We start from the raw sequence: 18,434 nt of genomic DNA, 5'->3' as shown, positions 1-18,434 counted from the left end.
GCCGCGTCTTCGACAACGACGTCGGGGCGCGGCCACAGAGCGGTGCGCGCACCGCGGGCTTCCTCAACCCCGGTGGGGACCTGACAGTCGGCAGCCCGGACGGCATCTACGCCGTGCGGCTCCATCTCGATGGCCTCCGGAGCCGACGAGCATGTCAGCGCGCTCCACCGGACCGAGAACCTGAGGGTTGCCCGGTGCGCTCCGGAATACGGCGGATGAAGTCCAGCAGCAAGGTGCAGAAAGCCGCGGGCTGTTCCAGCGGAGCGAGGTGTCCTGCGGCGGGAATGACCACGGTCCGGCCTGCGTCGAGGGCGCGGGACAGTTCCTCGCCGCCCTCGAAGAAGTCGGGCATGTCGTGTTCGCCGACGCCGACCAGGGCGGGAGCGGTCAGGGTGCGCAGCGCTGCCGTTCCTTCGCCGAGCGGGTCCGCCGCCAACGACGGCTCGCCGTTGGCGAGTTGTGCGGTGAGCTGGGCGCGGAGCATACGGGCCGCGTGAGCCCGTACTTCGTCGGTCGCGTCGGCCGAGGTCCACGCCTCGACGCCGGCTGCCACCGCTGCGTCCAGATCGCCGGCGGCGAGCGCCGTCCTTTCGGCGTCCCAAGCGGCTTGCAAGCGTGGGGAGGCCGGCTGCTCGTGGGGCCGGTACCCGACGAGCACCAGGCCCTCGACCCGCTCGGGAGCCGTGACGGCGGCCTGGAGCGCCGTCAGGGCGCCGAGGGAGTTTCCGGCCAGGACGAAGCGGTCGGCCCCGAGGTGGTCGAGCGTGTCGAGCACATCCGTCCAGGGGGCCGCCTCACGGCCGGCGGGTACGACAGCGTCGCCGTGGCCGGGCAGGTCCAGGGCGATGGCCCGCACGCCCGCATCGGCGAGCAGGGGAAGGTGGGCGCGCCACATGGTGCGGTCGGTGGGACGGGCGTGCAGCAGGACGACGGGACGTCCTCGGCCCGCCTCGTCGGAGGGAAGCAGCATGGTCAGCATCTTTTCTTCGGTGGAGATGGGGGGAGATGGTGGTGGGGGTGGGAATGGGGGCGGAGGTGGGAAGGCAGGCGGCTCACGGGGCAAAGGGGTGGGGCAGCTGCCTTCCCGGGGCGGCCATCACGCCGTGGCGGTCAGTTCGTCGATTTCCGCGTCGCTCAGTCGCACGGTCGCCGCGGTGAGGTTCTCCTCCAGGTGAGCGACCTTGGAGGTGCCGGGGATGGGCAGGACGACCCCGGAGCGGGCCAGCAGCCAGGCCAGCGCCACCTGTGACGGGCCGACGTGGTGGGCGGTCGCGATCCGGTCGACCGGGCCACCCGGGCGGGCGAGTTCGCCCGCGGCCACCGGCGCCCAGGGGATGAAGCCGATGCCGTGGCGGGTGCAGTGTTCCAGGACGTCGGCGGAGCCGCGGTCGGTGAGGTTGTAGCGGTTCTGGACGGTGGCGATCTCCGCGATCGTACGGGCCTGCTCGATCTGGTCGACGGTGACCTGGGACAGCCCGATCGCGACGATCTTGCCCTCGTCCTGGAGCCTCTTCAGTTCGCCGACCTGGTCCGCCAGCGGGACCTTCGGATCGACGCGGTGCAGCTGGAACAGGTCGATCTGGTCCACGCCGAGCCGGCGCAGGCTCATCAGGGCCTGCTGGCGCAGGTACTCCGGGCGTCCGACCGGCGGCCACGCCGCCGGACCGAGGCGTACCGGTGCCCCGTCGGTCCGGATCACATCGGGCCCGTTGCGCGTCAGTCCGGCCTTGGTCGCGATCAGCACGTCGTCTCGGTAGGGGTGGATCGCCTCCCGGATGATCTCCTCGCTGACGTACGGGCCGTAGGAGTCAGCGGTGTCGATCAGCTGCACGCCGAGTTCGACGGCGCGGCGCACCACACGGACGCACTCCGCACGGTCATCGGGCTCGCCCCAGACCCCGAGCCCGGTCAGGCGCATGGCGCCGAAACCGAGACGGGCGACCTTCTTGCCCGCTACCTCGAAGGTGCCCGCGGCGTCGGACAGCGACGCGGTCATGGGCGGAATTCTCCTTCCTCCACGGGAGTGGTCCGGTCCGTCGGGACCACTTCCTGCTCGGCCGGCCGGCCGAGCAGGACCAGGGCGTCGGCGGCGGCACTGCCGGGTTCCGCGCTGTAGACGGACAGGTGCTGTCCGGGGGCGCTGGTGACGGCGAGCGCCTCGAAGTGCAGACGCAGCTCCCCCACCCGTGGGTGCCGGAAGTGCTTGTCCTCGTGCGTACGGGGGCGGACCTCGTAGCGCGCCCACAGGCCCGTGAAGGCGGGGCTGCGCACGCTCAGCTCGCCGACGATCCGCTCGATCCGCTCGTCCTGCGGGAACTGCGAGGAGGACGCCCGCAGGTTGCCGACCGCGATACGCGCCGCGCGGTCCCAGTCGCCGTAGAACTCGCGCGCGAAGGGGTCCAGGAAGATCATCCGCAGCAGGTTGTCGTACCGGGCGAAACCGCGGTACAGCTCACGCGCCATCGCGTTGGCCGCCAGCACGTCCTGCGCCGAGCCGACCACGAAGGCCGGCACCTCACGCATGCCGTCCATCAGCCGCAGCAGCTCCGGAGCGACGGTCGTCGCGGCGGCCGCCGTCCCGAAGACGGACAGGCCCAGCCGGAAGAGATGGGCGGCCGCCGCGTCGTCCAGCCGCAGTGCCCCGGCGATCGCCCGCAGCACCTGCTCGGACGGGTGCCGTTCGCGGCCCTGCTCCAGCCGGATGTAGTAGTCCGTGCTCATCCCGGCCAGCAGCGCCACTTCATCGCGCCGCAGCCCCGGCACCCGCCGGGGGCCGTCGTCGGGCAGGCCGACCGCCGCCGGTGCGACCGCCGCACGACGGACGCGCAGGTAGTCACCGAGTTCGTTCTCGCTTTCCATGGCAGCCACGCTAATCGCGGGCGGGCGGCGGGGCGTGGGTGCGCTGCACCCACCCGGGTGTGACAGCCGGGCCCGGGTGGGTGCAAGGGAGTCGAATGGCGAGTATTCGTACGTCGCGTAGTCGCATCCCGGACTGCCGTGTCCCGGGTGGCCGCCTCTCGGGTAGCCGCGGCGCACCCTCCCACGCTCGCGGCCGCGCTCGTAGCGTCGGGCCTGTCACCGGTCCGGTCCATCGGTCCACCGGTCACCATCGCCATCCCCCGTCACCGCGCCGCCGACCGCACACCAGCGGTCCCTGCGGTCCTTCCCCGGGCCGGTCGAGGACTCCGCCACAGCGGCCCTCCCCCGGCCCCCTCTCAGAAACCGGAGTCCTTTCATGCCCGAAGCATTCGCCGGCGCAGTCATCCCGGCCCGGGCCACCACGGTGTGGCGCGTGGTCCGCGACTTCGGTGGCCTGGCCACCTGGCAGCCGGCCGTCGCGGGCTGCGTCCTGTCGGACGCGGAAGCGCCCGACCGCGTCGGTTGTGTCCGCACGCTGTCCATGGCCGACGGGGAGACCGTCGTGGAGTCCCTCCTGGCGTTGGACGACCACACGCGGTCCCTGACTTACGGCATCGTCAGCTCCCCGTACCCGGTGCAGTCCTACCGGGCCACCATGCGGGTTCTGCCTGTCACCGCTACCGATGAGACGTTCGTCGGCTGGTCGGTGGACTTCGACTGCGACCGGTCCGACGCCGAGGAGCTGTCGGAAACCTTCCGGTCCGACATCTTCGCAGCCGGACTGCGCGGCCTGGCCGAACTCTGTCGCACACCGTGATCATCCGCCCGGGGCTTGTCGCGCAGCGCCATCGGCCCGCTGGTCGTGGCGCATACGGATAACGCAGCTGCCGATGACGAGCCGGAGGCCCACACTTGCCCCTGACGTCAACGTCAGGGGCTAACCTCCAGAGCCAGAGCCAGAGCCAGAGCCAGGACCGGGCCCCTTGCACAGCGCACAACGGTAACGATGGGTTAGCACATGGATTCACTCCAGGACAACGCCACCACCGCGGGCACGGAACAGGAGGCCGCCCCGACGGCCGTCATCATCGCCGGCCGGGTCTTCGTCCCTTCCGGTGACGTCGAAACGTTCGTCACCGAGGCGCGGGCGACCTATCCGGTCGCCGCGGCGAACCCGGGAAACGTGCTGATCTCGTTCTGCGTGGAGGACGCGGCGGCCGGAGCCGTCACGGTACTTGAGCAATGGGCGTCCCAGGAGGCGCTCGATCGGCACCTGAGCACACCGGAGGTCATGGCGCTCTTCGCCAAGTGGGTCCCGCACATGCGCAACGAGGTGCGCAAATTCGACGCGCTGAACGAGAGGGACCCCCGGGCCTGAGCCGCCTCGCCGGTGTCCGGAGATCTGCTGCGTCTCCGAGGCCGTGGGCGTCTCGCCGGCGGCCAGGCCGTCGAGCGGAGTGCCGCGCTCGCCGTGGCAGACGCGCACGCGCGTCGACCGGACCCTCGCCGTGGCAGGCGCAGGCACATACGCCGAACGGACCCTCGCCGTGGGCCCATCGTTGCGGCAGCCTGGGAACAGGGTCGCGCACGAAAGCGGCGGCGCACATCCGGGCAACACCCGCACCTGGCGAGGAAGGCGGGCTGCGATGAGCGATGCGGTTTCGGAGGCCGTGGGGTCGGGCCGGGACGGGACGGCCCGGCTCTCGACGGTCATGTTGCACGTCAACGGTCGGGCACGGCGACTTGCGGTGGACCCGCGGACCACACTGCTCGACGCGCTGCGCGAACACTTGCGTCTGAGCGGGACCAAGAAGGGATGTGATCACGGGCAGTGCGGCGCCTGCACGGTGCTGGTCAACGGCCGGCGGATCAATTCCTGTCTGACGCTCGCCGTGATGCACGAGGGCGACGAGGTGGTGACGATCGAAGGGCTCGGCACCCCCGACGGGCTGCATCCCCTCCAGGCCGCCTTCGTCGAGTGTGACGGCTTCCAGTGCGGCTATTGCACGCCCGGCCAGGTCTGTTCCGCCGTAGGCGTGCTCGCCGAGGTGGCGGCGGGCTGGCCCAGCCACGCCACCGCCGACGTGGCCTCCCCGCGCATCACGCTGACCGAGGAGGAGATCCGCGAGCGGATGAGCGGCAACCTCTGCCGCTGCGCCGCCTATCCGAACATCGTCGCGGCCATCCGCGCGGCGGCGGACGGAGGCCCCCGATGAAACCCTTCACGTACGAGCGGGCGAGGGAGGCGCCGGCCGCCGTCGCCGCGGTGTCCAAGGACGGCGCCAAGTTCATCAGCGGCGGCACCAACCTGCTCGACCTGATGAAGCTCGGCATCGAGCGTCCCAGCCATCTCGTCGACATCAGCCGGCTTCCGCTGCGCGAGATCGAGGAACTGCCGGACGGCGGTCTGCGCATCGGGGCCCAGGCGACGAACTCCGACGTGGCCGCCGACGCCCGGGTGCGCACCCGCTATCCGGTGCTGTCGCAGGCCCTGGTGTCCGGCGCTTCGGGCCAGTTGCGCAACAAGGCGTCCACCGGGGGCAACCTGTTGCAGCGGACGCGCTGCCCGTACTTCTACGACACCGCAGCGGACTGCAACAAGCGCTGTCCAGGGTCCGGATGTTCGGCGATCGGCGGCTTCAACCGGATGCACGCGGTCCTCGGCACCAGCGACTCGTGCATCGCCGCCCACCCCTCGGACATGGCCGTCGCGATGACCGCGCTGGCGGCGGAGATCGAGCTGCTCGGCCCCGACGCGTCCGTACGCCGCGTCGGCATCACGGACTTCTACCGGCTGCCGGGCGACACCCCGCACATCGAGACGGTGCTGCGGCCCGCCGAGATGATCACGGGCGTGGTCCTGCCGCCGCCCCCGCCGGGGCGGCAGCTCTACCGCAAGGTGCGCGACCGGGCGTCCTACGAGTTCGCGCTGGTCGCCGTGGCCGTCGTCCTCTCGGCCGGCGAGGGCCCGATCGACGCGGCACGGGTGGCGTTCGGCGGTGTGGCGCCCAGGCCGTGGCGGTCCGTCGAGGCGGAGGCCGCGCTGCGTGGGCGGCCGGCCACGATGGCCACGTACCGCGCCGCGGCCGAGGCGGCGATGCGCGACGCCGTGGGCCGGGGACACAACGACTTCAAGATCGACCTGGCCGGGCGCACGCTGTGCCGGACTCTGGCGCAAGCGGCCCGGTCGGGCTGAGGGGACGAGATGATCGGGCGAGCGTTGAACCGCGTGGACGGCCCGTCGAAGGTCACCGGCCGGGCCACCTACGCCTACGAGCAGTGGGAGGCCGGCGCACCGCTCTACGGGGTCGTCGTCGGCGCGACGATCGGCAAGGGCCGCATCACCCGGATCGACACCGCGAGCGCCGAACGCGCCCCCGGCGTACGCATGGTGATGACCCACCTCAACGCCCCGGCGCAGGGCTCCCGCGACGCGCCGGCCCCGTTCGAGTTCTGGCGCGCGCAGCCGGTGCTGACCGGCCCGGACGTCCACCACCACGGCGAGGCGGTGGCACTCGTCGTCGCCACGGCCTTCGAGCAGGCCCGCGCGGCGGCCGGCCTCGTACACGTGGACTACGCCGACGGGCGGGGACGCTTCGACTTCGCCGCGCACCAAGCCGAGGCGTACGTCCCGAAGGAGGTCAACGCCGGGCTCCCCACCGACACGGCGGTGGGTGACTTCGCCGCCGGGTTCGACAGCGCACCGGTGAAGATCGACCAGCGCTACACGACGCCGTACGAGTTCTCGATGCCCATGGAACCGCACGCGTGTCTGGCGGTGCCGCGGGGCGAGGACCTGGTCGTCCACGTCAGCTGTCAGATCGTGGACGCGGCGCGGGCCTCGATCGCCGGGACCCTGGGCATCGACCCGGCGCGGGTCCACATCGTCTCCCCCTTCGTCGGCGGGGGCTTCGGCTCCAAGCTGGGCATCCACTGCGAGACGGTCCTCGCGGCGCTCGCCGCCCGTGCGCTGCGGCGGCCGGTCAAGGTCGCGCTGACCCGGCAGCAGGTCTTCCAGCTCGTCGGCATGCGGCCCACATCGAGTCAGCGGGTCCGGCTGGGCGCGGAGCGCGACGGGCGGCTCACCGCGATCGCCCACGACGTCACGATGCACACCAATCCCGCCGTGGAGTACGCGGAGCAGACCGCCGCCACGACCCGCAGCCTCTACGCCGCGCCCCACCGCTCGACGAGTCACCGGCTGACGCCGCTCGACCTGCCGCGCGGGGCGGACGTCCGCGCGCCCGGCGAGGCGCCGGGTCTGCTGGCGGTCGAGTCGGCGATGGACGAACTGGCCGACGCGCTCGGCATGGACCCGGTCGAGCTGCGCATCCGTAACGAGCCCGCCGTCGACCCCGAGCGCGGCGTGCCGTACAGCGACCGGCACCTGGTCGAGTGCCTGCGGGAAGGCGCGCGCCGGTTCGGCTGGGAGCACCGGCCCGCCGCTGTGGCGAGCGCGCGCGAAGGGCGGTGGCTGATCGGTCACGGCATGTCGGCCGCCATCCGCGGGCACTTCCAGACGCCGACGGCGGTGCGGGTACGGCTGGACGCGGACGGCACCGCCGTCGTCCGGACGGACATGACCGACCTCGGCACCGGCACGTACACCATCCTCACCCAGGTCGCGGCCGACGGGCTCGGACTGCCGCCCGAGCGGGTCCGCACCGAACTGGGACGTTCCGAGTTCCCCCGCAGCTGGGGCTCCGGCGGCTCGTGGGGCGCCACCAACTCCGGCACCGCGACGGACCGCGCCTGCGCGGCCCTGCGCGCGAAGCTGCTGGACGCGGCACGCGCCGACGCCCGCTCTCCGCTGTACGGCCTGGACCCGGCGGACGCCTTGTTCGCCGAGGGCCGGGTGCGGGTCGGTGGCGTGTCCGAAGCCCTGAGCGACCTCGTCCTGCGCCACCACCCCGAGGGGCTGGAGGCAGTGGGCGCCACCCCCTTCATGGGCGACGACCCGAACTACACGGCCTACTCGATTCACACCTACGGGGCCCACTTCGCCGAAGTGGGGGTCGACGCGGACACCGCCGAAATCCGGCTGCGGCGGATGCTCGGCGTGTTCTCGGTGGGCCGGGTCCTCAACCCGAAGACAGCCCGCTCGCAGCTGATCGGCGGCATGATCTGGGGTGTCGGTGCCGCCCTCGAAGAAGAGGCCGTCGTCGACCCGCGGACCGGCGCCTTCGTGGGCCGGGACCTCGCGCACTACCTGGTGCCGGTGCACGCCGACATCCCCGACGTCGACGCCGTCATCCTCGACGGCTACGACGCCAAGGCGAACGCGCTGGGCGCGAAGGGCGTCGGTGAACTGGGCATCTGCGGGGCCGGAGCGGCGGTCGCGAACGCGGTGTACAACGCCACCGGAGTCCGCGTGCGCGACTTCCCCGTCACTCTGGAGAAGGTGCTGCCAGGCCTGCCGTTGTTGGACAGCTGAACGCGAGGCGGCGGTGACGGTTCGCCCCTTGGGCTGGGCGTGAATTCCGGATCTCTCGTGGCAGCACGTACAGAATGGCAGCGTCACTCTGGACTGCACCCGCAACATCGGGGCCACCGAGGGCCGGGACGGCACCGTGCGTGACGGTGGGGTGCGCGGGCCGGGCGGGTCGTTCAAGGGCGCTTCGCCGGGCGGAAAGTGTATTCGAAGCGGTCGAAGTCGAGGGTCCAGGCGTACGGGGCGAAGAACGCCTGCGAGAGCAGTCCGTCGACCGTGATGCCGCCGAAGCGGGACCACGGCACGGTTCTGGCCGGGGCGACGGACAGGAGGTGGCCGGGTTGCTCCAGTGGCCCCAGGCGCAGGGGGTGAACGGCCTTCAGGTGGGTGGTGCCGAGGCCGGCGCGGGGAATGCCCCAAGAGCGGTACTGGGACCTGGTTGCCAGTACGCCCGCTTGCCTGAGCGTGCCGTGCTCGTCCTCCAGAAGCTGGACCATTCCCGAGTCGACGAAGAAGGTGAGATCGCGGCGCGGGCCGTAGCCGCCCCTGGCGAACATGTAGTGATCGGCCCACAGGCAGAAGGGGACACGTACCCCGTCCAGGGGGGCATGGTGGCCGCGCGGGGTGAGAAGCAGGCGGCCTGCCGGGGTGTCGATGGTGGCCAGGAAGCGCTGCAACAGGCTGGTGCCCATGATGACGATGTCCTGTGGGCCGGTCAGCGTGGGGATGACGTCTACGGGTACGTTCGTCAGTGTCGCGCCGCCGAGGCCCAGTTCACGAACCGTGCCGATGCGGGCCCGCGTACGTGTGACGCCTTGGAAGCGACGGCCGTTCGGCAGGGTCGCGATGCCCGTCTCCGTCGCCCGCCGAGTGCCCATCACCAGGAACCTGCCTCCCGTGTCCAGGTGGAGCAGGGTTCGGCGGCCGTTCAAGGTGCCTTCGACAGCGGGCAGATACGGGGCCAGCGCGTGGTCCTGGAACGCAAGCGTGACGGGTTCGGCGGCCTCGACCGTCATCGGGTGATCGCGCCGCAGGGCGAGGTCGGGCGGGATGCGCCGGCCACGGCGGCGCAAGTGCTCGCAGGCTCTGTCCACCTGGTCCAGGTGCAGCCAGGCATGCCCCACCGGCTCGTCGAGCGCGCGAACCCGGAACCGGCCCGTTTCGGCGAGGGTCCCGTAGCGGGCCAGGGCCCGATCGAACCGGCCGCGTACGAGGTCGGCCAGGATGAGCAGGCGGTCGTCTCCCGCCTCGGCCGCGCGGCGCGCGGTCTCCTCGACGTCTCCCGAGGCCCACGCCCGCCGTGCCGCTCGGGCCTCGCGGTGTCGTAGCGGCGTCATCCGTACTCCGTTCCGAGTTGCCCCGATCGCTCCAGGGCAACGCATGTCATCCGCGCGGCCCGCCGGATGCGCTTCCCGGGCTGCCGCCCTCCGTACCGGCGCCCGGTTCGACGCCTGGTTCGACGGCTCACAGCAGCCCCAGGTCCCGGGCGTGCAGTGCGGCCTGGGTGCGGTCGCGCAGGGCCAAGCGGCCGAGGATGCGGGAGACGTGGTTCTTCACGGTGCCCTCGCTGAGGTAGAGGTGCGCGGCGATCTCCCGGTTGGTCCTGCCCTGCGCCACGAGCCGCAGGATGTCGATCTCGCGCGGGCTGAGGGCGACGGCCGGGCCCGTCCCCGGGCCCGGGGGCGGCAGGGAGGCGGCGAGCTGGCGGGTCACGGAGGCGTCGAGCTGGGTGACGCCCGCGTGCGCGAGCCGGACCGCGTGGGCGAGTTCGTCGGCCGGCAGGTCCTTGAGCAGATATCCGCAGGCGCCCGCGCGCAGCGCCTGGACCACGTACGCCTCGTCGTCGAACGTCGTCAGCATCACCGCCCGGCACTCCGGTGCCTCGCGGCGCAGGACGGCGACCGCCTCGACGCCGTCCATCCCCGGCATCCGGACATCCATCAGCGCGACGTCCGGGCGCAGTTCGAGCACCTTCGCGACGGCTTCGCTGCCGTCCACCGCCGTGCCGACGACCGTGATGCCCGGCCGGATGGACAGCAGCGACGCGATGCCGTCCCGTATGAGCCGCTGGTCGTCCACGACGAGTACGCGTACCGAAGCCGCCGCCTCGCTCATGGCATGCCTTCCCGGCTGTGCCCGCGCGGCACCGTCACCGCCAGCCGGGCTCCCGTGCCCGGCCCGCTGTCGATCTGCACGCTCCCGCCCACCAGGTGCACCCGCTCCCGCATCCCGACCAGCCCGCACCCGGTGGCGGCCCCGTCCGGGGTGAAGCCGCGGCCGTCGTCGGACACCTCCAGGCGTGCCGCGTGTTCCGTCAGGCGCACCGCCACCGCCACCCGCGAAGCCCGCGCATGGCGGCGCGCGTTGGTCACACCTTCCTGCGCCGCCCGGTAGAGCGCGGTCAGCTCCGCCGGTCCGTAGCCGTCCTCGGACCCGTCCACCTGCACGGTGACCCGGGGCCCGGCCTCGTCGTCGCAGGCCAGGCCCGCGAGCATCGAAGTCAGCGACACGTGCGTCACCTCGCCCCGCAGCGCCCGCACGGACTGCCGTACGTCGCCCAGCGCGCGCTTCACCGACAGCCGCGCCTCGTCGACCGCCCGCTGGGCGCAGCCGGGCTCCAGCGCCCGGAACTCAGAGGCGATCTCCAACTGAACCGAAACAGCGGTCAGATGGTGACCGAGGCTGTCGTGGATGTCGCGCGCGAGACGGTTGCGCTCGGCCGCGGCGGACAGCTCCGCGACCTGCTCGGCGTACCGCTCCAGGGCGCGCCGTCCGCGCTGTTCGCCTATGGCGACGGCCGCCATGGAGAGCGCGAGGATCAGGCCGACGCAGAGCATCAGCAGGTCGGACACGCGCTCCACGTCGCGGTACCAGCCGGGCGCGGCCACCACGTAGCCGGTGAGGAGACCGGCCACGCACAACGCCGCCAGCGCGAGCGCGGCGCCGCGGCCGAAGGCGAAGTAGGCGGTGCACGGCAGGAGTACGAAGAGGACCTGGGCCAGCCCCGACACATCGAGGGCGGCCACCACCGCGATCAGACCGCCCCGTGCGAGCATCGGCAGGCACGCCCGGACCACGGTCCCGCGCCGCTCCACGACCTCCAGGGCGACCAGCGCCGCGAGCCCCGCGGCGAAGCCCACCGTGCGCCACAGCGGCGGGCCGGGACCGGGAGCCAGGCCGGCCAACGCGTAGTAGAGGCCGCCGACCAGCACCGCGGCGTACAGCAGAGGCGACACCCACGGCACGGGAATGTACGCCGCCATGCGCCCACCCCCTCTTACCTGCCGTCCAGGCTAGGCGGGCGGCCGCAAGGGGGCGAGGGTGCGGGCGGCCGCGGGCGGTGCGGCCGGACGGTACGTGCCGGCCGGCCGTACGGCGGTGGCGGGTCGGGTGACATCCGGCGGAGGGTCTCGCCGTTCGGCACCTGCCGCGGGCGGTCGACGGCTCCCTAACGTTCTCGGCCCCGGCCCGCGAAACCCCGGGTCGGTCCCGCCCTTGGACACAGAGGAGTGCCCCATGCCCACGACCTTGTCCGACCGGGCCGCCCGTACCGGCGCGCTGACAGGCGCGCTGGCAGGCCTGCTCGTCGCCCTGCCCGCCTTCGTCGAGATCTTCACCGGAGAGACCGCGGCGACCGGCTTCTTCCTCGCCCTGTCCCCCGCGTTCTCGCTGCCGCTGCTGGCCGCGCTGCACCGGCGTCAGAGCGCGGTCACAGGCCACTTCGGGGAGACGGCCTACGTCGTCAACCTCATCGGGATCGGGCTGTTCGGCGGCGCCGCGTTCGCCTCGAACCTCGTGCTGTTCTACTTCGACGATGCGGCCGTCGAGCGGGCCCTGACGGGGCCCACCGTCCCCGCGCTCATCGGGTCCGCGGCCGTCTTCGCCGTGGGCTGTGCCCTGTTCGGCGCGGCGATGCTCCGTGCCCGGGTGTATCCGCGGCTCCCGTCATGGGCGTACGCGACCGTGTTCCCGCTCTTCGCGTTCCTGACCGCCCTGCCCGACTCCGCGCTCACCAGCGCCCTGCACATCGTGGTCGGCGCCACCTTGACCTGCCTCGCATCCGCCCTGTGGCGGTCCACCCGGACGGCAATGCCACGGGCGGGCACCCTCGCGGGTCACGCCGGCCGCAACTGAACCCGGTTACGCCCGCCGCGGCGAGCCCTGGCCGCGATGTTCCGGACGTTGAATTCAGGGAGTCACCATGGCCACAGCCAAGTCCCGGCCGACTCGTCGGACACGGACGGGCACCTGGGCGGCCCTCGCCACGTCGGCGACCGGGATCGCCGTGTTGCCGATCTTCGTTGGGGCTTCGACGTGCGGGGGAAGGCGTCTGGATGCGTCTGGATGCATCCAGACGCTGCCCGAGCCACCCCCTGCCCTCCCCCGTGCAACGATGACCGCGCCCGTCCACCTGCCCCGGGGAGTGCCGTCTGTGACCACCCGTCGAATCCCATCCGGTTCTTCCGCCCACTCGCCCAGCGCCGTGGTGCTCGGCGGCGGTCTCGCCGGAATGCTGGCCGCCGCCGTCCTGGCCGCCCACGCCGACGTACGGATCATCGAACGCGATCACCTGCCCCCGACACCCGACCCTCGCAAGGGCGTGCCCCAGGCCCAGCACGCCCACCTGCTGTGGTCCGGAGGTGCCCGCACCATCGAGAGCCTGCTGCCCGGCGTCACCCGGCGCTGGCTGGCGGCGGGTGCGCGCCGTATCCCGTTACCCACCGGGCTGGTGTCCTTCACCGCCCAGGGCTGGCTGCGCCGGTGGCCCGAAATGCAGTACCTCATCGCCTGCTCCCGCGACCTGCTCGACTGGGGCATACGTTGGCAGGTCCTGGCCCACCCGAAGATCCGCGTCCTTCCCGGCACCGAACCCGTCAGGCTGTCCGGCACCATCGGCCATGTCACCGGCGTCCACGTACGCGACACCGCCACCGGGGACATCCGCCGCCTCGACGCCGACCTCGTCATCGACGCCACCGGCCGCGGCTCCGCGGCCACCGCCTGGCTGGCCGCGCTCGGCCTGCCCACCGTGCCGGAGGAACACGTCGACTCCGGCCTGGGCTACGCCACCCGCATCTTCCGCGCCCCCGCCGGGACCGCGCACTGGCCCGTCGTCAACGTCCAGTCCGACGCCCGCGCCCCCGTCCCCGGCCGGACGGCCACCCTCGTACCCATCGAAGACGCACGCTGGCTGGTCACCCTCTCCGGCACCCGCGGCGGACAACCGACCAGGCAGGCCGACGAGTTCCTGCCGTTCGCCCGCAACGCACGCCACCCCATCGTCGCCGACCTCATCGCCGACGCCGAACCGCTGACCGACGTCCGCCTCTCCCGCAGCACCGTCAACCGGCGCCGCCGCTTCGACCTCCTGCCCGCCTGGCCCCGCGGCTTCGCCGTGCTCGGCGACGCCGTCGCCACCTACAACCCCCTCTACGGCCAGGGCATGTCCGTCGCCGCCCAGCAAGCCGCCGCCCTGCGCGACGCACTCCACCGGCACGGCCCCACCGCCCCCGACCTCACCAGGCGCCTGCAACGCACCATGAACCGCCTCACCCAGGCCCCCTGGGCCATGGCCACCGGCCAGGACATCCTCTACCCCGGCGCCACAGGCCCACAGCCGCCCGCAGCTACCCGCCTCCTACGCGGCTACACCGACCGGCTCGTGAAGACCGCCACCAGCGACCCCGTCGTCACCCGAGCCCTCCTCGACGTCATGACCCTCTCCGCCCCACTCCAACGCCTCATGCACCCCAACGTGGCCGCCAGAGTCCTACGAGGCCCCACACAACCACCCCTCACCGGCCCACCACTGAACCCGCCGGTCTGATGGGGCCGGTACGACGCGACGACGGGCCGGGAGGCTCCTCGCCGTCCGTCGGGCACCGGAGTGCCGCGCCGCGGGCCAAGCCGCCGGTTTCCGCTTCGCGTTGGGGCGATGGCGAGATTTTGGCCGCGTCCGGCCGCCGTCGTTGACCAAGCAGGTCTCCCACCGGTTGGCTCTTGGCTCGCCCGGTCCGCCGGGCGGCAGCAGGGGCACGCGGGCCCGACCACTGGGGAGGACTGATCGACGTGAGACGGACGAACGGCAGATCCGGAAGACGGTGGCGGGTACGCGGGGGCTGTGTGCTCGCGAGCGCCGTCCTGCTGGCGGCGGGGCCGGTGCTGCCGGCGCAGGCAGACCCGCAGGAAGGCGGCTTGGTCCAACTGGACCTCGGCTTCGACGGCGCCCAGCCCGACAACTGGTCGCAGGCGCGCGGGATCAGCTCGGACGGCAGATACGGCCTGTTCACCTCCTTGGCGTCCAATCTGGTGCCGGGCGACACCAACCGCCTGTACGACATCTTCGTCCGGGATCTGCACGAGGGGCGTACCGAGCGGGTCAGTGTCGCCGATGACGGGTCGCAGCTGGAGGGGAGCACGAGCCAGGCGGCGATCAGCGCGGACGGCCGGTACGTGGCGTTCAGCTCCGACGCGCCCGGCGTCGTGCCGGGGCAGCCGTCGGACGGCGGTACGAAGATCTTCGTGCGGGACCGCCGGACCGGACACACCGAGCTGCTGCCCGCGGCCTGGAACGCCGGGAGCCCCGCCATCAGCGCGGACGGCCGGTACGTGGCGTACGCGTCGGACCGGCGCGACATCTACGTCACCGACCGACGGCAGGGCACCACCCGGCTGGTCACGACCGCGCCGGACGGCTCCCGGGCGGACAAGGCCTCCGCCGACCCCGTGATCAGTGCGGACGGCGCCACCATCGGCTTCCGTTCGCTGGCCACCAACCTGCTCCCCCACGGCCAGGCCCCTGCGGTACGGCCCCACGAGGCACGCAAGGCAGACCAGGCACACGCCGTGCCGTCGCCGGAGACCGGCGCCGCCCCGGCCTCACTCGTCTCGGCCACGCCCGCCCCGGCCTCCCCCGCCCTCCCCGGCCCCAGGCCCCCCGTGCGCCACACCTTCCCCTTCTTCACCTACGACGCGCACACCGGCCGCATCCAAGGCGCCTCCGTCGATCAGGCCGGAGTGCTGCGCGACGCGCACCCGTTCGCGACGCTGAGCCCCGACGGGCGCTACGCCCTGTTCCGGGTCTTCGAAACCAACGCACCGGCCACGGACGGCTCGCACGCCGAACTCTACGTACGCGATCTGCAGGAGAAGACCACCACGAAAGCCGGCTCCCCGCTGCCGGGCACCCAGACGGTGCACGACTCCCACCGCGGCACGGTGACGGCCGACGGCCGGCACCTGTTCTTCGGCTCGGGCGCCGACAATCTGGTGCCCGGTGACACCAATCAGGCCGTGGACATCTTCCGGCGCGATCTGCGCACCGGGCAGATCGAGCGCATCAGCATGACCGGAGGTGACACGGAGGTCTCCTGGACGCCCAATTCCCTTTCCGTGGATGGTCTCGGTTCTCTCGCACTCTTCGACGCGTTCGGCAAGGTCTACGCCCGCCCGCTACCGGCCACCTGATCGGCGGGCGCGTCCACCGTACGGGGGCCACGCGAAGGGGCAGCGGGCGGCGCGGACGTCAGTGGTGCCAGGCCGTCCATCTGCCCGTACGGGCGTCACGCTCCGCGTACCAGCTTCTGTCGTCCGTTCCCTTGACTTCGAGCGTGACGTCGCCGCCCTTCTCGCTGATCATTTCCACACCCGAGGCTGCCTGCACCCCTGGCATGGCCTGCCACGAGGCCCACTTGCCCTCCGGGGTGACCCAGGTGTGCCAGACCTGGCGGTCGGTGCCGATCACCCATCGCTCGATGCTGCCGGTGGTGTAGAGGTTCCATTCCTCGCCGTAGGAGCAGGAGTAACGGCCGCCGATCCGGTCGGTGCAGATATCGTCGGCGGGAATCGGTGCTTTCGCGCGGGCGCGGTCGTCACGACGCTCGGCGTCGATGCGTGCCGTACGGGCAGGGGTGGGTTCGAGGACGCCGACGGTGAAGCCGTCATTGAACAACTGAGTCTCGTCGACCGGGGACAGCACGCGCATATCGCGCATCCATTGCTTGAAGTCGCCGCCCGCGTCGCGGTTCTGATTCTTGTCGATCTTCTTCAGCGAGTAGCGCCAATGCTCCGAGTAGTGCTTCACCCCGTAGTAGGCGCCTTGCCACGTGCTCGCCATGGGGTACTCGTCGCACTGCGTTCCTCCACCGCCCGGCAAGGGGGCGCATCCGGATTCTTTGACCGCGTTGGTTCGGTCGTAGTAATTCAGGGCGGCCGTGAATCTGGTGCTCTTCGGGTCCGGATCGCTGGGAACGTACAGGCGGCTCAACCACTTCTGCGAACTGGGAGTGTTGGGTTTGTTGCTTCCTGGTATCTGGATCCGGGGGAACGAGGAACCGAGCGGATGGGTGCTCCTGGGGTTGTCCTGCGCGTTGATGACGTGGTTGACATACTCGTTCTTCGCCGGGTCCAAGTACCAGACGAGTGGGGCGTCCAGCCAGACGCAGCCGCCGGTGGACGCCACGTAGAAGGCGTTGTCGCAACGCAGGCCGCTCTTGAACGTGGCGGGCTCCTCACCGGGGGTGAGCGATCCGCCGATCAACTGGTCCTCGAAGTCGTGGATGCTGACGGTGTCGATGTCGTAGTAGCCCGCGGCGCGCGGTTCCGACGGGTTGGTGACTCTGGTGTCGCTCATGTCGAATGCCGCGTCAAGAGGGCCGAGATGGGATTTGACACGCCAGGTCGCGACCTCGTAGGTGAGGTTGAGCGGCTCGTACTCGCTCTTGCCGTTGCAGGTGGAGCCTTTGATCCCCTTGCACTTCACGCGCAGCGTCAAGGGCGCGTCCTCGATTTTCTTGACCGCCTCGGGATCGATCGCCCCCGGTGCGGGCAGGGGCAATCCGAACTGGTCGAGGAAGACCTTCTTCGTGACCTTCTTGTTGGGCCGGTTCGCGTTCTCGATGGTGGTGACGCGGAACTTCACGTAGGCCTGCGGCTGGTGGTTCGCGTTCTCCAGTATGTAGGAGGCCCTCACTACTCGGCACGAGGAGTAACGCGCGTACCGCTCGGAGACTTTGGGGTGTGCCCAGTCCTGTTCTCCCGGGTCGGCGTCCTTCTGGCACTTCTCGATCGTTTCCCAGCGTGTATCGCCTATCTGGCGGGGGGTACGGTCACCGGTTCTGGGCCCCCGGGCTTTTGCTTCGGCTTCGGACCCTTGGTCCTTTGCTCCGGCGCCTTTCGCGACGGGAGTGGACATCACGTACCCGCGCAGATCGCCGGCGCGGTCAGCTGCGGGGGACGGTGCGCCTCCCACGAGGGCCGTGGCGGCCAAGGCAGCGCCGATTCCCGCTGTCAGCAGCCCGCGTCCGGTTCCTGATCGGATCTTCAACGCTACTTCCTTCCAGGGAATTTCGGATCTTGATGACGACCTGGGGTGCGATCACCAACACGGAGTTGCTGGTTGGCGGAGCCATGACAAGGCTGGAGTGTACGGCTATATTCCTGCTTTGGTACGAACCAATTCGGACCACCTATGGGCCCTCCTGGGACCACCCATGGCCCCCATGGACCGTCCTCGAACCACCCCGGAACCGCCCCTCAGGAAGGGAAGGTCAGCGATGAGATCTTTATCCGGAAGAACGTTCATGGCCGCCGGTGGAGCTGCCGCCCTCGCTCTCGCCCTCACCGCCGCTCCCGCTTCGGCGGCCGAACGCCCCAACCATTGGGACAACGGATACGTCCCCTACCCCCACAGCCGCTACGCCGACACCGATCCCGACCTCGCCGCCGTGGCGTCGGTGCGCGTGGAATGGCAGGACTACAAGGTCAGCTTGTCCGGCACGGTGTGGGACCGGGCCGCCGACGGCTACGGGGTGCGCGTCGAGGTGGGCTACAGCTGGCGTAACGGCGCCGCGTGGGAGTGGACCACGCGCATCTTCGGCAAGGCCGAGGGCGGCAACGGCGATTCCAAGACCAGTAACGCGCACTCCAGGCCCGGGGTGGACATCAAAGGCCTCAAGGTGAGGGCGTGCACCGTGAACAGCGGTAACGCCATCGTGGCGTGCAGCCCCTGGACCTGACGGAGCGGTCACCCGTACCCCCGTGCACCCGCCCCGGCGGGCCCGGACCGGCGCCGTGGCAGGCGCCTCCGGGACAGCCCTCTGGACGGGTGAAAAGCGGAGCGCCGGCCACAAACCCCCAGTTGGCG

The 18,434-nt window shown here is 71.5% G+C and carries 16 protein-coding genes; 9 read left to right on the top strand and 7 right to left on the bottom strand.

All coding sequences use genetic code 11. The annotated features are described in order from the left end of the window. Positions 1-154: 154 nt before the first annotated feature. The 3 genes from ACFV57_RS23975 to ACFV57_RS23965 form a co-directional block, all read right to left on the bottom strand. Positions 155-970, bottom strand: a complete 816-nt coding sequence (locus ACFV57_RS23975) for an alpha/beta fold hydrolase (protein ID WP_385235806.1) — start codon at positions 968-970, stop codon at positions 155-157. Between the two features lie 126 nt (positions 971-1,096). After that, on the bottom strand, positions 1,097-1,996 hold the full coding sequence (locus tag ACFV57_RS23970; RefSeq protein WP_385235803.1) for an aldo/keto reductase: 900 nt from the start codon (positions 1,994-1,996) through the stop codon (positions 1,097-1,099). Continuing rightward, entirely contained in the window at positions 1,993-2,859 is an 867-nt protein-coding gene (locus tag ACFV57_RS23965) for a helix-turn-helix domain-containing protein (RefSeq protein ID WP_385235800.1), read from the bottom strand. The genes ACFV57_RS23970 and ACFV57_RS23965 overlap by 4 nt, the downstream gene beginning before the upstream one ends. A 376-nt stretch (positions 2,860-3,235) precedes the next feature. Here ACFV57_RS23965 and ACFV57_RS23960 point away from each other — a divergent pair, with 376 nt between their 5' ends. The 5 genes from ACFV57_RS23960 (at position 3,236) to ACFV57_RS23940 (ending at position 8,293) form a co-directional block, all read left to right on the top strand. Beyond that, entirely contained in the window at positions 3,236-3,676 is a 441-nt protein-coding gene (locus ACFV57_RS23960; protein WP_385235797.1) for an SRPBCC family protein, read from the top strand. Between the two features lie 201 nt (positions 3,677-3,877). Next, positions 3,878-4,237 (top strand): putative quinol monooxygenase, encoded by a 360-nt coding sequence (locus tag ACFV57_RS23955; protein ID WP_385235794.1) that lies wholly within the window; start codon positions 3,878-3,880, stop codon positions 4,235-4,237. Positions 4,238-4,505: 268 nt separating this feature from the next. Further along, on the top strand, positions 4,506-5,075 hold the full coding sequence (locus tag ACFV57_RS23950; RefSeq protein ID WP_385235791.1) for a 2Fe-2S iron-sulfur cluster-binding protein: 570 nt from the start codon (positions 4,506-4,508) through the stop codon (positions 5,073-5,075). After that, complete coding sequence (locus ACFV57_RS23945) at positions 5,072-6,055, top strand: FAD binding domain-containing protein (RefSeq protein ID WP_385235788.1); 984 nt, start codon at positions 5,072-5,074, stop codon at positions 6,053-6,055. The genes ACFV57_RS23950 and ACFV57_RS23945 overlap by 4 nt, the downstream gene beginning before the upstream one ends. A 9-nt stretch (positions 6,056-6,064) precedes the next feature. Further along, on the top strand, positions 6,065-8,293 hold the full coding sequence (locus ACFV57_RS23940) for a molybdopterin cofactor-binding domain-containing protein (RefSeq protein WP_385235785.1): 2,229 nt from the start codon (positions 6,065-6,067) through the stop codon (positions 8,291-8,293). Between the two features lie 173 nt (positions 8,294-8,466). Here ACFV57_RS23940 and ACFV57_RS23935 read toward each other — a convergent pair whose 3' ends face one another. The 3 genes from ACFV57_RS23935 to ACFV57_RS23925 form a co-directional block, all read right to left on the bottom strand. After that, entirely contained in the window at positions 8,467-9,627 is a 1,161-nt protein-coding gene (locus ACFV57_RS23935; protein WP_385235782.1) for an aspartyl protease family protein, read from the bottom strand. A gap of 127 nt (positions 9,628-9,754) precedes the next feature. Beyond that, positions 9,755-10,405, bottom strand: a complete 651-nt coding sequence (locus ACFV57_RS23930; RefSeq protein ID WP_385235779.1) for a response regulator — start codon at positions 10,403-10,405, stop codon at positions 9,755-9,757. Next, positions 10,402-11,526 (bottom strand): sensor histidine kinase, encoded by a 1,125-nt coding sequence (locus ACFV57_RS23925; protein WP_385235776.1) that lies wholly within the window; start codon positions 11,524-11,526, stop codon positions 10,402-10,404. The genes ACFV57_RS23930 and ACFV57_RS23925 overlap by 4 nt, the downstream gene beginning before the upstream one ends. A gap of 280 nt (positions 11,527-11,806) precedes the next feature. On the opposite strand from ACFV57_RS23925, the gene ACFV57_RS23920 reads away from it, so the two are divergent. The 3 genes from ACFV57_RS23920 (at position 11,807) to ACFV57_RS23910 (ending at position 15,757) form a co-directional block, all read left to right on the top strand. Further along, positions 11,807-12,424, top strand: coding sequence for a hypothetical protein (locus ACFV57_RS23920; RefSeq protein WP_385235773.1), 618 nt, complete (start codon positions 11,807-11,809; stop codon positions 12,422-12,424). A 259-nt stretch (positions 12,425-12,683) separates the two neighbouring features. Next, positions 12,684-14,117 carry a pyridine nucleotide-disulfide oxidoreductase gene (locus ACFV57_RS23915; protein ID WP_385235770.1) on the top strand — a complete coding sequence of 478 codons (1,434 nt, stop codon included), beginning with the start codon at positions 12,684-12,686 and terminating at the stop codon, positions 14,115-14,117. Positions 14,118-14,413: 296 nt separating this feature from the next. After that, a complete protein-coding gene (locus ACFV57_RS23910) occupies positions 14,414-15,757 on the top strand; it encodes a hypothetical protein (RefSeq protein WP_385235767.1) in 1,344 nt (447 codons plus the stop codon). A gap of 58 nt (positions 15,758-15,815) precedes the next feature. On the opposite strand, the gene ACFV57_RS23905 is transcribed toward ACFV57_RS23910, so the two are convergent. Then, positions 15,816-17,615: a hypothetical protein gene (locus ACFV57_RS23905; RefSeq protein ID WP_385235764.1), complete on the bottom strand. Its 1,800-nt coding sequence runs from the start codon at positions 17,613-17,615 to the stop codon at positions 15,816-15,818. Between the two features lie 256 nt (positions 17,616-17,871). Between ACFV57_RS23905 and ACFV57_RS23900 the strand changes: the two genes are divergently transcribed. After that, positions 17,872-18,306, top strand: a complete 435-nt coding sequence (locus ACFV57_RS23900) for a hypothetical protein (protein WP_385235762.1) — start codon at positions 17,872-17,874, stop codon at positions 18,304-18,306. Positions 18,307-18,434 lie beyond the last annotated feature (128 nt).

This window comes from Streptomyces sp. NPDC059788, assembly GCF_042732265.1.
Lineage (GTDB): Bacteria > Actinomycetota > Actinomycetes > Streptomycetales > Streptomycetaceae > Streptomyces.
This window is presented reverse-complemented; position numbering and strand designations above follow the sequence as displayed.